15 protein-coding genes are annotated in these 13,066 nt (G+C 62.4%); 9 read left to right on the top strand and 6 right to left on the bottom strand.

Features of this window, described 5'->3' with window-relative positions; all coding sequences use genetic code 11:
- Positions 1 to 28: 28 nt before the first annotated feature.
- Positions 29 to 1,291 carry a PepSY-associated TM helix domain-containing protein gene (locus ACQ4WM_RS00805; RefSeq protein ID WP_436544819.1) on the bottom strand — a complete coding sequence of 421 codons (1,263 nt, stop codon included), beginning with the start codon at positions 1,289 to 1,291 and terminating at the stop codon, positions 29 to 31.
- Between the two features lie 220 nt (positions 1,292 to 1,511).
- On the opposite strand from ACQ4WM_RS00805, the gene ACQ4WM_RS00800 reads away from it, so the two are divergent.
- From ACQ4WM_RS00800 to ACQ4WM_RS00780, 5 genes are read left to right on the top strand one after another with little or no spacing between them, the layout of a single operon-like run.
- Complete coding sequence (locus ACQ4WM_RS00800) at positions 1,512 to 2,330, top strand: alpha/beta fold hydrolase (RefSeq protein ID WP_436544818.1); 819 nt, start codon at positions 1,512 to 1,514, stop codon at positions 2,328 to 2,330.
- A 33-nt stretch (positions 2,331 to 2,363) separates the two neighbouring features.
- Positions 2,364 to 3,284 (top strand): cupin-like domain-containing protein, encoded by a 921-nt coding sequence (locus ACQ4WM_RS00795; protein WP_436544817.1) that lies wholly within the window; start codon positions 2,364 to 2,366, stop codon positions 3,282 to 3,284.
- Positions 3,285 to 3,319: 35 nt separating this feature from the next.
- Entirely contained in the window at positions 3,320 to 4,330 is a 1,011-nt protein-coding gene (locus ACQ4WM_RS00790; RefSeq protein ID WP_436544816.1) for an alpha/beta fold hydrolase, read from the top strand.
- Positions 4,331 to 4,359: 29 nt separating this feature from the next.
- Positions 4,360 to 4,755 (top strand): hypothetical protein, encoded by a 396-nt coding sequence (locus ACQ4WM_RS00785; protein WP_436544815.1) that lies wholly within the window; start codon positions 4,360 to 4,362, stop codon positions 4,753 to 4,755.
- Positions 4,756 to 5,244: an HAD family hydrolase gene (locus ACQ4WM_RS00780; RefSeq protein ID WP_436544814.1), complete on the top strand. Its 489-nt coding sequence runs from the start codon at positions 4,756 to 4,758 to the stop codon at positions 5,242 to 5,244. It abuts the gene before it with no gap.
- 42 nt (positions 5,245 to 5,286) lie between these two features.
- On the opposite strand, the gene ACQ4WM_RS00775 is transcribed toward ACQ4WM_RS00780, so the two are convergent.
- Complete coding sequence (locus tag ACQ4WM_RS00775) at positions 5,287 to 6,504, bottom strand: MFS transporter (RefSeq protein WP_436544813.1); 1,218 nt, start codon at positions 6,502 to 6,504, stop codon at positions 5,287 to 5,289.
- Between the two features lie 246 nt (positions 6,505 to 6,750).
- Entirely contained in the window at positions 6,751 to 7,758 is a 1,008-nt protein-coding gene (locus ACQ4WM_RS00770) for an aldo/keto reductase (RefSeq protein ID WP_436544812.1), read from the bottom strand.
- Between the two features lie 102 nt (positions 7,759 to 7,860).
- On the opposite strand from ACQ4WM_RS00770, the gene ACQ4WM_RS00765 reads away from it, so the two are divergent.
- Both ACQ4WM_RS00765 and ACQ4WM_RS00760 read left to right on the top strand, forming a co-directional pair.
- Positions 7,861 to 8,778, top strand: coding sequence for a LysR substrate-binding domain-containing protein (locus ACQ4WM_RS00765; protein ID WP_436544811.1), 918 nt, complete (start codon positions 7,861 to 7,863; stop codon positions 8,776 to 8,778).
- A 42-nt stretch (positions 8,779 to 8,820) separates the two neighbouring features.
- Positions 8,821 to 9,279, top strand: coding sequence for a DUF421 domain-containing protein (locus ACQ4WM_RS00760; protein WP_436544810.1), 459 nt, complete (start codon positions 8,821 to 8,823; stop codon positions 9,277 to 9,279).
- Between the two features lie 18 nt (positions 9,280 to 9,297).
- Here the strand turns inward: ACQ4WM_RS00760 and ACQ4WM_RS00755 are convergent, their stop codons facing one another.
- The 3 genes from ACQ4WM_RS00755 to ACQ4WM_RS00745 all read right to left on the bottom strand — a co-directional run bounded on the left by ACQ4WM_RS00755 (position 9,298) and on the right by ACQ4WM_RS00745 (position 11,088).
- Positions 9,298 to 9,675, bottom strand: a complete 378-nt coding sequence (locus tag ACQ4WM_RS00755; RefSeq protein ID WP_436544809.1) for a c-type cytochrome — start codon at positions 9,673 to 9,675, stop codon at positions 9,298 to 9,300.
- A 127-nt stretch (positions 9,676 to 9,802) separates the two neighbouring features.
- On the bottom strand, positions 9,803 to 10,288 hold the full coding sequence (locus ACQ4WM_RS00750) for a DUF6328 family protein (RefSeq protein WP_436544808.1): 486 nt from the start codon (positions 10,286 to 10,288) through the stop codon (positions 9,803 to 9,805).
- Positions 10,289 to 10,362: 74 nt separating this feature from the next.
- Entirely contained in the window at positions 10,363 to 11,088 is a 726-nt protein-coding gene (locus tag ACQ4WM_RS00745) for a hypothetical protein (protein ID WP_436544807.1), read from the bottom strand.
- A 95-nt stretch (positions 11,089 to 11,183) separates the two neighbouring features.
- Between ACQ4WM_RS00745 and ACQ4WM_RS00740 the strand changes: the two genes are divergently transcribed.
- Together ACQ4WM_RS00740 and ACQ4WM_RS00735 are read left to right on the top strand one after the other, a co-directional pair.
- On the top strand, positions 11,184 to 11,684 hold the full coding sequence (locus tag ACQ4WM_RS00740) for a YidB family protein (RefSeq protein ID WP_436544806.1): 501 nt from the start codon (positions 11,184 to 11,186) through the stop codon (positions 11,682 to 11,684).
- Between the two features lie 102 nt (positions 11,685 to 11,786).
- Positions 11,787 to 13,037, top strand: a complete 1,251-nt coding sequence (locus ACQ4WM_RS00735) for an Hsp70 family protein (protein ID WP_436544805.1) — start codon at positions 11,787 to 11,789, stop codon at positions 13,035 to 13,037.
- The last annotated feature ends 29 nt before the right edge of the window (positions 13,038 to 13,066 follow it).

Raw genomic sequence — 13,066 nt, 5'->3', positions numbered from 1 at the left:
ATCCAACGGCCGACTTGCACCGTAGTAGCTAGGCTCGCGTCGCCTTCAGCTTGTGCGCCTGCAGCCGGCGCGCGCGCCGCTTGCGCTCCCAGATGACGATGCCGGTCACCGACAGCATGGCCACCATCACGCCCATAAACGACATCAGGATACGTCCCGGCAGGCCGAGGATGCGGCCCGAGTGCAGCGGGAATTGCAGTTGCACGAAGACGTCGGCGGCCGTGCCTTCCCATGGCTTGTGCTGGCCGATGATGCTGCCGTTCATGCCGTCGACATACAGGTTCGACAGGCCCATGCCGGCGCTGCCAAATTCGTCGGCCGGGTCGAAGAAGGACACGTTATAGAAGGAATAGTCGCCGCCATAATAGATGCCGCCGATCGGTGCGGTGATGCCGCGCTGTACCGCTGCCTTTTTTGCAATCGCGACCGCCTGCTCGAAGCCGATCACCGGTTTGAGATAGGTGCCGAACGGTGCCGGGGTTTGGGTTTCATACGGCCCTGGCGTGGTTGTCGAGACCAGCGACATGACCGGGTAAAACACTTCGCGGTACAGGTTCAGCGAGAACGAGGTGAACGCCACCACGATGATGATGGCCCAGACCCACAGTCCGCCCGCACGGTGCAGGTCGAAATTGAGCTTGTAGCCGCCGGCCGCCCAGCGCAGCAGCCAGGACGGTTTCCAGCGCTGCCACCAGGTTGCGGGGCTGCGATGGGGCGCGCTGTCATCGGGCGCGCGGGCGCGCAGCCGGCGCGGCGTGGTCAGGTATAACGCCACCATGCTGTCGAGCAGCCAGACCAGCGCAACGGTGCCCATCAGCCAGTAGCCCCAGCGGTCCGTGCCCCAGAAGGCCGGCACGTGCAGGCTGTAGTGCAAATGGCGCAGGAACGGCATCAGGCTGCGGCGCGACAGGGAAATGGCGGTCGAGTCGCGCGTGCCGGTGATCTGCGCGGTGACGGGGTCGACGTAGACGGTGTTGTAGTCGAGCACGAAAGGCTTGCCGGTAGCCGTATCGTTCAAGGGGCGCACCATGAACTGCGCCGCATGGCCTTCTTCGAGGCCCAGGGTGATGTAATTGACTTCCACGCGCGGATCGGCAGCCGCCACTTTTTCGGCCAGCACAAAGGGCTGCTGCAGCGCGCCGCGCCCGGGCGTTTCCATGATGTCGGCGTTGAGCCATTCGTCAAGCTCGTGGTCCCACGAGGTGACGGCGCCGGTCAGGCCGGCAATGATCAGGAACAGGGCGATGGCAAGGCCGGCCCAGCGGTGTACAACGGTCCAGAAAGCGCGCATGCGGTAGCAGTCTTCAGAAACACGGGCGTGTCCGTGACAGCGCGCGAAAGTAAGATGTGATGGATTTGCAATAATGGGAATCGTTCTCATTATCCGCTGCATGATGCGGTTTGGCAAGCAGCTCGGCGCGCCGATTCTCATTGCCATTCACGGGCGGCCCCATGTTAAGATCCCGTCAAGTAACAGGCATTCTTGACAGTCAATGGAAGGCGAGACCGGCATGCGTATTGAACAGCGCAATAATATCCGCATCAATGAGCCGGCCACCGAGGCAGTGGCAACGATCGTGTTCGCGCATGGCTTTGGCTGCGACCAGAGCATGTGGCGCTACCTGGAGCCGATGTTCCGCGATCGCTATCGCACCGTGCTGTTCGACCTGACAGGATGCGGCAGTTCCGATTTGTCCGCCTATGACTTCGAGCGCTATACCAGCCTGCATGCGCACGCTGATGATTTGCTGGCAGTGATCAAAGCTGTGGGTGATGGCCCCGTCATCTGCATCGGCCACTCGGTCAGCTCGATGATAGCGTTGCTGGCCTCGATTGCCGAACCGCAGCGCTTTGCCGCACAAATCATGCTGGCGCCTTCCGCCTGCTATATCGACGACCCTGTGGATGGCTACCATGGCGGCTTTTCGCGCGCCGATATCGACGAGCTGCTGGGCGCCATGGAAAGCAATTACGTGGGCTGGGCCAGTGCCATGGCTCCGGCCATCATGGGTGCACCGGGGCAGCCCGCGCTGGGCCAGGAGCTGGTGCACAGCTTTTGCCGCACCGACCCAACCATCGCCCTGCATTTTGCGCGCACCACTTTCCTGTCAGACCATCGCGCCGATTTGCCGCGCAACACCACGCCGGTGCTGGTCGTGCAATGCGATGACGACTTTATCGCACCGGTGCCGGTCGGCGACTATCTGTGCGCGCAGATGCCGCACAGCAGCTTGCAGGTCATCGACAACCTGGGCCATTGCCCGCACATGAGCACGCCGCAAGCCTGCCATGCGCCGATCCGCGCCTTTCTCGATAGCCTGCATCTCTGACGCCGCACCGTAGCGCGACCACCTTGCTATCCTATGCCGAGAGAAAAAACCATATTGCAACAACGCTTGCCTCCCCGCATTGCGCTTCCCCTGACGCCAGAAGAGGCGCTCGCCAAAAAACAGGCGCGCGCACAGAAAGACGCACAGGTACGCGGCGTGCCGTCAATCGACGCCATGCGCGAGGCCATCAAGCGCGCCGCGCGCAGCTTGCCAGCCATCACTGAAGTGCCGCGCGTGGGGTTGCTAGACGCTGCCCGTTTCCGCACGCTTGCCGCGCAAGGCCTGCCGTTCCTGATGGCGGGCGCGGCGAAACGCTGGCCTTTGTGCCAGCTGACTCCGCAAACCTTGCGCGAACGCTACAGCCATTTGCCGGTGCGCGCGCGTGTGGGCGACTATATCAATACCGCGTTCGCGCCCGACCGGGCGATGCAGGATATGTCGATGCTGGAATACCTTGACCTGGTGGCGCAGAAGGTGCACGACTTGCATGACTTGCCGCCGTATCTGGGCAACCTGGAGCTGCGCGAACTGAACAGCCTGTGCCACTGGCCCGCGTATTTCGACAAGATCGGCCCGCCGCGCTACTGGCTGGGGCCGGCCGGCACGGTCACGCCGCTGCACTGCGACTACGACGACAATCTGTTCGCGCAACTATGGGGCAGCAAGCGCATCATCCTGTCGCCACCGCACCACGAAGAATTCCTGTATCCGCGCGAAGCGAACGCGATTCTGTTCGGCTCGCCGTTTGACCCCGAAGCGCCCGACTACGAGCGCTTTCCGCTGGCGCGCCAGGCCACCATGATCGTAGTCCTGGTCGAAGCGGGTGACATGCTGTATGTGCCGGCCGGCTGGTACCACCAGGTCCGGTCGCTCGCGTTTTCGCTGTCGTCCAACCGCTGGGCCAGGGCTGTGCCGTTTGCCTTGCGCGGCGACACAGCGTTTGGCATCGGTTAGACTGGCTGTTCGCCATTTTCCGGGAGCACTCAACGATGACGCCTCGTCTTTCCACGCTTGCCGGCCTGTTGCTGGCCGCCACCTTCTCGCCGGTCCAGGCCGCCACCACTTACGGGGCGGAGCTGCAAGGCTTCAGCTATCCGCACCCGATACGGCATTACAACTTCACTTCGCAGGGCGAGCAGCTGCAGATGGCGTATATGGACGTGGCGCCTACGGCAGCAGCCAATGGCAAGACAGCCGTGCTGATGCACGGGAAAAACTTCTGCGGCGCGACCTGGGACAGCCAGATCACGGCCCTGCGCGGCGCCGGCTATCGCGTGATCGCGCCCGACCAGATCGGCTTTTGCGCTTCAAGCAAACCGGCGCACTATCAATACACCTTCCAGCAACTGGCCGCGAATACCGCCGGCCTGTTGCAGCAGGCGGGCGTGAAGCGTGCCGTGCTGGTGGCCCATTCGACTGGCGGCATGCTGGCCACGCGCTACGCGTTGATGTATCCACAAGCGGTGTCGCAGCTGGTGATGGTCAACCCGATCGGGCTGGAAGACTGGAAAGCGCTGGGCGTGCCGTACCGTACGGTTAACCAGTGGCACGAGCGCGAACTCAAACTGACGGCCGACAGCGTGCGCAGCTATGAAAAAGCGACCTATTACGGCGGGCGCTGGAAACCGGAATACGAGCGCTGGGTCGACATGCTGGCCGGCCTGAACGCGGGGCCGGGCAAGCAGCTGGTGGCCTGGAATTCGGCGTTGATCTACGACATGATCTTTACCCAGCCGGTCATCTACGAGTTTCCAAAACTGGCGGTGCCTACCGTGTTGATGATCGGCGACGCCGACACCACCGCGATCGGCAGCGATATCGCGCCGCCCGAGGTGAAAGCCAGGCTGGGCAAGTATGCGGTATTGGGCAAGCAGGCCGCCGCCTTGATACCGGGCAGCCGCCTGATCGTGTTCCCGGGCATGGGGCATGCGCCGCAGATGGAAGAGCCGGCGCAGTTCAACCGGCAATTGGTGCAGGCGATGGACGCTGTCGCACCATGAGCGGTGTCCGTTGATCAATCAGGAGCCACATGACGCAACAATCCGCAGATATGCCCGCCCTCAAACCCTCCATCTGGCCGGCCGCGGCGCTCGGCTGGCTGGTGCAACTGGTGCTGAAAACAATACTGCCCTTGGGCGTGCTGGCGGCGGTGGGTGTCGGCGATGGAGGTCCTTCCGTCTGGTACGCGCAGCAGGCCGCGATCTTTCTTGGCTCGTTGCTTGCCGGGGTGATCGCCGCCAGGATCGCCAAGGGCAGGCCCCTGGCACTGGCCCTGGCACTGCTTGGCCTGAGCCTGGCAACTACTTTCTTCGAGCAACTTCCTGCCACGCTGACGCCATGGATGGCGCTGGTCTGGGCTGGCGGCCCATGCCTGGGATTGCTGGTGGGGATAGGCCTGGCACGGTGCTTTGCAGGCAATGCCTGAATGACGCGCAAACTGCTGATTTTTGATCTCGACGAAACGCTGGTACATGCCAGCCCGGTGCGACTTGCGCAGGCCGCGGACTTCATTTGCGGCCCGTACTTTGTCTACCAGCGCCCATATCTGCACGCACTATTGATGACCATGCAGCCCTTGTATGATATGGCGGTGTGGTCGTCTTCTTCGCGCGCCTATGTCGATGCGGTGGTGGCGCAGGTCTTCGGCAGTGAGTTCGAGTTGAAATTTGCCTGGTCGGTCGAGCACTGCGTGCAGCGCGTCGACGTGCGCTCAAATGGCTATGTGTATCTCAAGGACTTGCGGAAGGTACAGGGCCAGGGGTATGCGGTGGAGGACATCACGATACTGGACGACTCGCCCGAGAAAATCGCGCGCCAGCCGCGCAATCATTTCAGAGTGAAACCTTACCTGGGGCAACTTGACGATCGGGAGTTGCTGCTGGTTGCGGAAGAGCTGAGACGCCGGCAGGCATGACGCCGGATCCCCCGAAGGCGTAATCCGACGTCCCGATATTGATCAAGCCGCCTGCACGCCCGCCAGGTTGCGGCTGCGGTTTTCCACCATCACCGAAATGCCCAGCACCACAATACCGCCGCAGGCCAGCAGGGCGCCGACCCAGCCGGTCGACTGCAGGCCCGCGCCCATGGCGATCGCGATGCCGCCAGCATAAGCGCCCAAGGCGTTGGCGATATTGAAGGCCGAGTGGTTCAGGGCGGCGGCCACGGTCTGCGCGTCGCCCGCCACGTCCATCAAGCGGGTTTGCACGGCTGGCGCGACCGCGATGCCGGCGCCGATGGCGAACAGGTTGATCGCCGTCAGCCAGACATTGGTGGTGGTGTAGCTGAAGGCGATCAGCGCCACCACGTTCCACACCAGCACGCCGAAGATGGTCCACAGGCGCGAGCGGTCGGCCAGCCAGCCGCCGACCATGTTGCCGACCGTCATGCCGATGCCGATCACGGCCAGCAGGATCGAGATCACCAGTGGCGACACCTTGGTGATTTCCGTCAGGGTGGGGGTAATGAAAGTGTACACGGCGAACATGCCGCCGAAACCGATCGCCACCATCAGCAGGGTCAGCCACACTTGCAGGCGGCGGAAGACGCCCAGTTCACGGCGCGGGCTGGAATCGCCGGCCGCGACTTTCGGCACGAAAATGCGCATCATCAGCATGGTCAACAGGCCCAGCGCGGCGACCAGCAAAAAGGCCGGGCGCCAGCCCATGGTCTGGCCGATATACGTAGCCAGCGGCACGCCGAAGATATTCGCCACTGTGAGGCCCATCAGTACCCGCGCCACGGCCTGGCCGCGCCGGTCCGGTTCGGCCATCGCGGCCGCCACCAGCGCCGCCACACCAAAAAACGCGCCGTGCGGGATGCCGGCGATGAAGCGGGCGATCACCAGCAAGGCGTAATTCGGGGCAATCGCGCTGAGCAGATTGCCACCAGCGAACATCAGCATCAGACAGATCAGCATCAGCCGGCGCGGCATGCGTGCCAGGAAGATCGTGATCAGCGGTGCGCCAACTACCACGCCCAGCGCATAGGCGCTGATCATATGACTCATTTCCGGCAGGGTGGTGCCCAGGTCGTTGGCCACCACGGGCAGGATGCTCATGGAGGCGAATTCGCCGGTGCCGATCGCCAGGCCGCCGATGGCCAGTGCCAGGTCGGCATAGCCAGCGCCAAAAGGCGCATTAACGCGCGGGATGAATGAGTCTGCTGAAGCGTGCATGTTCTAAGGTTCGGTAAGGGGTGGAGACGGGGTGGGGAAGCGCGCCCGGATGCGGGTTGCCACAAGCGTTATTGTATTGGATACCGGCCGGCTCTGCAGGAGGCACGGTAAAAATGCTGCGCCGCACACCACAGCTGGCGGGTATCAATCCGGCCCGCGCCTGAAGCAGGCAGGCGCCGTATTAAGTTGTTTGACAAGTTTGTTGTCATAAAGTCTGCTGCAGTGCAAGCAGACCGTTCACTTGTGTCAGCCAGGCAGTGGCGCGTTGGCGGCCACCAGTTGTTCGGCGCGCATTTCCTGCCAGAAGGCGGCGGGAATCACGCTGTTCAGGGCGGCCATGTCTTCGGCCAGCCGTTCCGGACGGCTGGCGCCGGGAATCACGGCGGCCACGGCCGGGTTGGCCAGCGAAAATTGCAGGGCGGCCACCTTCACGCTGACGCCATGGCGCGCGGCAATCGCCTTGATGCGCTCGACCTTGGCGATGATTTCGGGCGAGGCCTGCTGGTATTCGAAATGGCTGCCGCCGGCCAGGATGCCCGAGCTGTAGGGGCCGCCGACGACGATATCGACATTCTGCCGCGCCGCCTCCGGCATCAAACGCTGCAGCGCGCGCTCATGGTCGAGCAGGGTGTAGCGGCCGGCCAGCAGGAAGCCGTCCGGCTGTGCTTCGGCCAAGCCCAGGGTCAGTTCCAGCGGTTCGACCTTGTTCACGCCGATGCCCCAGGCCTTGATCACGCCTTCTTCGCGCAAGCGGGTCAGCGCGCGGAAGGCACCGGTACGGGCGATTTCAAACTGCGCCAGCCAATTGTCGCCATGAAAATCCTGGGCGATATCGTGGACCCAGACGATGTCGAGGCGGTCGGTGTTCAAGCGTTTCAGGCTGTCTTCGATCGAGCGCAGGGTGGCATCAAGCGAATAGTCGTCGACCATCTTGTTGGGGCGGCCGAATTCGAACAGGCCGCCTTTTTCGCCCAGCTCGCGGCTGGCCGGGTCTTCCACTTCGTCAAGGATCAGGCGGCCGACCTTGGTGCTCAGCACGTAGTCGTCGCGGCGCTGTTTTTTCAGGGCCGTGCCCAGGCGCAATTCGGCCAGGCCGGCGCCGTAGAAGGGGGCCGTGTCGAAGTAGCGGATGCCGCTGTCCCAGGCCGCGTCGACCGTTGCCAGCGCTTCTTCTTGCGGGATATTGCGGAACATATTGCCCAGCGGTGCGGTGCCAAAGCCCAGTTTGCCAGTCAGCAGGTGTTTGATGCTCATGATGTTTTCCTTCAAGGTGTTGGGTAGTGCGATCAGAATAGCTGGACAAGTTAAGCCTGTCCAAGACATAATTTGCGCAACTTAAGTCTCTGAAGGTCTGACATGCTCGATATTCGCCAGTTGCAATACTTCGTCGCCGTGGCCGAGGAAGAACACGTGGGACGCGCCGCCGAGCGTTTGCATATTTCGCAGTCTCCGCTGAGCCGGCAGATCGCGCAACTGGAAGACAAACTGGGCCTGACCCTGTTCGAACGTAACGCCCAGCGCATCCGCCTGACGCGCGACGGCCGCACGTTTCTGGCCGAAACCCAGGCGTTCCTGACGCACGGCAACCGGCTCGAAGCGCTGGCCAGGCGGCTGGGAAGGGGTGATGAAGGTGGCCTGTGCATCGGCTATATCGAGAACGCCATGCATTCGGGCGTGTTGCCGGACGGCCTGCGGGCGCTGCGCCTGACCCGGCCCGCAGTCCATGTCGCGCTTTACAATATGCATTCGGCCGAACAGGTGGAAGGCCTGCGCCAGCGCAGCCTCGATATCGCGCTGCTGTGCGAGCCGCCGCTGCCGGGCGACCCCGATCTCGACTGCGCGCAAGTACTGAGCGACCCAATGCTGCTGGCCATGCCGGAAAGCCATCCCTTGGCAAGCAGGGAAACCCTGACGCCGGAAGACCTGGCGGGCCAGGAATGGATTGCGGTGCTGCACAAGGAAAGCGCGCTGAAACACGATAACTTTGTGGCCGCCTGCGCCCGCGCCGGTTTTACGCCCGATATCCGCATGGAAGCGACAGAACCCCTGACGGCCCTGGGGCTGGTGGCGGCGGGACTGGGCATGGCCATGATCCAGCACAGCCTGCGCCAGCATGCGCCGGCCGGCGTGGTGCTGCGCGCCTTGCCGTGGTTCGCTTACCGCACGCCGCTATGGGCCGCCTGGCACAAGGTCAACCTGCGCCCGCTGGTGGGGATCTTTCGCGTAACCTTGCTGGCGCAAGCCGGCGTCAACGGTGCGACGGTCGAGGCCTGAAAAGGCGTATAAATATGGCAATCTTATCTTGGGAGGCTGGCCATGTTCGAACTCGATGTACCGTGGTGGGAATTGATGTCGCGCGCCGCGCTGGTGTATATCGCGCTGCTGTTGCTGATGCGCATGACGGGCAAGCGGACGGTGGGGCAATTTACGCCGTTCGACTTGCTGGTGGTGATGCTGCTCAGTGAAGCGGTGTCGAATTCGCTATCGGGCGGCGACGATTCGATCCCGGGCGGGTTGCTGCTGGCCCTGACCCTGCTGGGATTGAACATGCTGATCGCCTTGCTGACGTCGCGCAGCCGCAAGATCGCCGAGCTGATCGACGGCACGCCCGTGCTGCTGGGGCGTGACGGCAAGATTTTTGAAGAAGTGGTCAGGAAATGCCGCGTGGCGGCAGGCGATGTGGAGCAGGCGCTGCGCGAAGCGGACTGCCCGCTGGCGGACATGAAGTGCGCGTTCCTGGAAGCGGACGGAAAAATTACCATCCTGCAAAAATAGATGGCCTGCTCACCGGCATCAGCGACTTTTTGAAATCACACCGGTCATATAATCATTCAGATCGCGAAAATCCTTCACCTTCCAGGCGTAGGGCGCAATCCTGACGCCATTCTCTTTCAGGGTGCGTGGTATCAGGTCGCCATTCGGACGCAGGATGACCGATGAGACGATCACGCCCGGATAATCCTGCAGCCGTTTTTTGAAAGCCGATGTCGTCAGGTCGGGTGTACGGGGATTGCTTTTGTTCGCCAGAGGGCCTGTTCCCTTGATATCGGCGCCGTGGCACATGGCACATCGCTGTGTGTAAAGATTTTTCCCGTTGAGATTATCCGCGACGGACGGTGAGCTTTGAATCAGTGACAGGATTGCTGATATGGCGAGGATTGCTGGTTTCATTGGTAGCGTTAATTTCTGTATAAATTCCGATGGCGATATCCTACTGCCGGGTGTCCTTGCTTGCAAGGCAGGCCGGGAAGCATCGACCATTGCGGAATTATTGCTCTGGCGCTGTTGCAGTCCTCGGTCAGATGGTCGTGCGGTGCCGCAGATACAAGGGCATCCACCACCACATGGCCATGATCAGCACGGCGATGATGGCGCAGGCGACGATGCCGGCCACGTGGCCGAACACTTCCGAGATCACCAGGTTGGTGCCGAGGGTAAACGCGAACGCCAGCGACAGGGCGCCGGCCATCATGATGCGGTCGGCCACGCGCTTGAAGCGTTCGCGGTCGCTCAAAGGGCGCATGATGCGGTGCTGGATGGCGGGCGCACTGAGCAGCACCAGGCTGGTCATGGACAGGAAGAAGGTCGCCAGGAAGACGATTTTTTCTGCCTGCACGATTTTTGCAAAGCCGCCGTTGAAGGGCAGGATGATCAAAAACGCGGTCAGCATCTGCGCGCCGGGCAGCAGGATGCGCAGCTCGCTGAGCAGGTCGGACAGGTCGCCGCTGTCGCTGGCGTCCTGCTGTTCTTTCTGGTCCCGCTCGGGATTGATATTATTTACCATGTTGCCGTCAAGTCGTTTCAGTAAAACGCCAGTCTATTCCAGATCGGAAAAATGGACTGTTGGCAGGCGCACCTTCAGAACCACTGCAGCCAGCGCTCGGGCGTGCGCAAGGCCACTTCGCGCAGCCTCTGCAAGGGATTCGAGACCATCGCTTGCGCACTGTGCGTGCCATCGTGGCCGCAGTTGCCGCAGTAGTGGCGGCGATGCGCCCTCACGGCAAAGTCGCCAAGGTCCAGGTGCGGATGGCCGCAGCGGCTGCAGTCGCTGCAGCCCAGTAACACGCCTGCGCGCAGCGCCTGCACATAAGCCCGCGCGGCCGGCGGCGTGATATTGAGCTGCAACACGGAAGGATGAAACACGCCGGGCAGTGCGCTGCAGTCGATGGCGATGGCCATGGCTGTGCGCACCAGCAAGGCGCCGTCAGCGTCGGCCTTTGCGTGCAAATGCAGCAGGCCGTCTTCACCCAAGGCCAGGCTGCTGGCGTGATGGCGCATCGGGTCGAACACTTCCGGGTGCAGCAGATAGCCCATGGGGCTGTGATGCAGCTTGCATTGCCGCCTGCCCGACGCTTCCAGCAGCGCCAGGTCGGCCCTGACGCCCCAGTAGCACTGATGGGTGCGGCACCACTGGCGCGGCGCGCCATTGCGAAATTTTCCGGCATCAACCAGTTCGCATTCTGCAATCGCGTCCAACCCCGCGCCAGCCTTGAAGTGGCCCGTAATGTCAGGCTTGGTGACGGCAATATGGCCCACGCTTGCCTGCAGGGGCCAGCAGATGCCGGGCAAGGTCAATAGTTGCATCGCGATTCGCATCCTTCAGTGTAAGCACGGTTAAATAAGCATCTTATTATTTTCACGACCCGCCTGTTGCACATGGTACAGGCAGCAAAACAGCGGTGCCGCCGGAGACAGTACAATCATGCGGGGCAGGGGGCTTTCCCTGCAGCACAACACAGGAGAAACTCATGGGACTGTTTGATCAACTTGCAGGGCAGGCCATTGATATGCTGGGCAGCAAGGGCGAAGTGGCGGGTGGCGCAGCGTCGGCCCAGTCCGGCTTGCTGGCCAGCGTGATGGACCTGATCAACCAGCACGGCGGCTTGCCGGGCTTGCTGCAGAAATTCCAGGAAAGCGGTTTGCAGGACCAGGTTGCAAGCTGGATCGGCACTGGCGCGAATGCTGCGGTGTCGGGCGAGCAGGTACAGGGTGCGCTGGGCGCCGATACCATCAGCCAGATCGCTGCAAAACTGGGCCTGCCAGCCGATGCGGCGTCAGGCGGCCTGGCAGCGCTGTTGCCACAACTGGTCGACCACCTGACGCCGAACGGCCAGGTACCGGAAGGCAATGACCTGATGGCGCAGGGGCTTAATTTACTGAAGGGCAAGTTTTTCGGCTGAGATTGTCCCCGGTGGCGCCGCAGGCCATCATGCGCCGATTCTTCTGGTGCAGGAGCGTGCTTTCTGGTAGCATAACGCCCCTTTATTCAGGGAAGGGTCGACATGGCCAATGCTTGCGGTGTCGATTTCGGCACGTCAAATTCCACGGTAGGCTGGGCGCGTCCAGGGCAGAGCACCATGCTCAGCCTGGAAGACGGCAAGACTACCCTGCCGTCGGTGGTGTTCTTCAATGCGGAAGACGAAGAAGTGAGCTTTGGCCGCGCTGCCCTGGCCGGCTACCTGGCCGGCTACGAAGGCCGCCTGATGCGCTCGCTGAAAAGCCTGCTCGGTACCAGCCTGATCGACGGCCAGACGGAAGTGGGCGGCCGCGCGATTCCGTTTCGCCTGCTGTTGTCGCAATTTATTGGCGAAGTGAAAAAGCGCGCCGAGCAGTCGGCCGGCCGCGAATTTACCTCGGCGGTGTTTGGCCGCCCCGTTTTCTTTATCGATGACAACGCCCAGGCCGACCAGCTGGCCCAGGACACCCTGGCGGACGTGGCGCGCGCTGTCGGTTTCAAGGACGTGGCCTTCCAGTTCGAACCGATTGCCGCCGCCTTCGACTACGAGTCGCAAATCGACCGCGAGGAGCTGGTGCTGATTGCCGACATCGGCGGCGGCACTTCGGACTTCTCGCTGGTGCGTCTGTCGCCCGAACGCGCCGGCAAGGCCGAGCGCCGCGACGATATCCTGGCCACCGGCGGCGTGCATATCGGCGGCACCGACTTCGATAAATACCTGAGCCTGTCGTCGGTGATGCCGTTGCTTGGCTATGGCAGCCGCCTGAATAACAATAGCGAAGTGCCGTCAAGCTACTATTTCAACCTGGCCACCTGGCATACCATCAATCTGGCCTACACCAAGAAGATCTGGGTGCAACTGGCCGATGTGTGCCGCGATGCGCGCGAGCAAGACAAAGTGAAGCGCTTGCAAAAGCTGATCGACGAACGCGCCGGCCATTGGCTGGCGATGAAGGTCGAAGAAGGCAAGATCGCCTTGTCCGATGCGCAGGAAGTGCAGCTGGAGCTGGACCGCTTGTCGCCGGCGCAAAGCCTGCTGCTCAAGCGTGCCCAGTTCGACGACGCCATCGGCCACCTGTGCGGCAGCGTGGAAGAGACCGTGCTGCGTCTGCTGCGCGATGCAGGCGTGGCGCCGGAAGCGGTCGATACCGTGTTCTTTACCGGTGGTTCGAGCGGCGTGCGCCTGCTGCGCGAAAAAATCGCCGCCCTGGTGCCGTCGGCGCGCAAGGTGGAAGGTGACCTGTTTGGCAGCATCGGCGCCGGCCTGGCGCTCGACGCAGTGCGCAAATTCGGCTAAGCTGGTCCACCGCCGCACCTGAGAAAGCC

The sequence above is a fragment of the Janthinobacterium longum genome (assembly GCF_051380735.1).
GTDB lineage: Bacteria > Pseudomonadota > Gammaproteobacteria > Burkholderiales > Burkholderiaceae_D > Janthinobacterium.
Note: the sequence above shows the minus strand (reverse complement) of the source record. Positions and strands in the feature narration are given on the sequence as shown.

What these genes read in the sequence shown, in the direction of transcription:
- ACQ4WM_RS00750 (WP_436544808.1), bottom strand. Translation starts at nt 10,288, where the DNA reads ATGGTAAATAATATCAATCCCGAGCGGGACCAGAAAGAACAGCAGGAC.
- ACQ4WM_RS00780 (WP_436544814.1), top strand. Translation starts at nt 4,756, where the DNA reads ATGACGCGCAAACTGCTGATTTTTGATCTCGACGAAACGCTGGTACAT.
- ACQ4WM_RS00785 (WP_436544815.1), top strand. Translation starts at nt 4,360, where the DNA reads ATGACGCAACAATCCGCAGATATGCCCGCCCTCAAACCCTCCATCTGG.
- ACQ4WM_RS00800 (WP_436544818.1), top strand. Translation starts at nt 1,512, where the DNA reads ATGCGTATTGAACAGCGCAATAATATCCGCATCAATGAGCCGGCCACC.
- ACQ4WM_RS00795 (WP_436544817.1), top strand. Translation starts at nt 2,364, where the DNA reads ATGCCGAGAGAAAAAACCATATTGCAACAACGCTTGCCTCCCCGCATT.
- ACQ4WM_RS00805 (WP_436544819.1), bottom strand. Translation starts at nt 1,291, where the DNA reads ATGCGCGCTTTCTGGACCGTTGTACACCGCTGGGCCGGCCTTGCCATC.
- ACQ4WM_RS00760 (WP_436544810.1), top strand. Translation starts at nt 8,821, where the DNA reads ATGTTCGAACTCGATGTACCGTGGTGGGAATTGATGTCGCGCGCCGCG.
- ACQ4WM_RS00775 (WP_436544813.1), bottom strand. Translation starts at nt 6,504, where the DNA reads ATGCACGCTTCAGCAGACTCATTCATCCCGCGCGTTAATGCGCCTTTT.
- ACQ4WM_RS00790 (WP_436544816.1), top strand. Translation starts at nt 3,320, where the DNA reads ATGACGCCTCGTCTTTCCACGCTTGCCGGCCTGTTGCTGGCCGCCACC.
- ACQ4WM_RS00770 (WP_436544812.1), bottom strand. Translation starts at nt 7,758, where the DNA reads ATGAGCATCAAACACCTGCTGACTGGCAAACTGGGCTTTGGCACCGCA.
- ACQ4WM_RS00735 (WP_436544805.1), top strand. Translation starts at nt 11,787, where the DNA reads ATGGCCAATGCTTGCGGTGTCGATTTCGGCACGTCAAATTCCACGGTA.
- ACQ4WM_RS00745 (WP_436544807.1), bottom strand. Translation starts at nt 11,088, where the DNA reads ATGCAACTATTGACCTTGCCCGGCATCTGCTGGCCCCTGCAGGCAAGC.
- ACQ4WM_RS00765 (WP_436544811.1), top strand. Translation starts at nt 7,861, where the DNA reads ATGCTCGATATTCGCCAGTTGCAATACTTCGTCGCCGTGGCCGAGGAA.
- ACQ4WM_RS00755 (WP_436544809.1), bottom strand. Translation starts at nt 9,675, where the DNA reads ATGAAACCAGCAATCCTCGCCATATCAGCAATCCTGTCACTGATTCAA.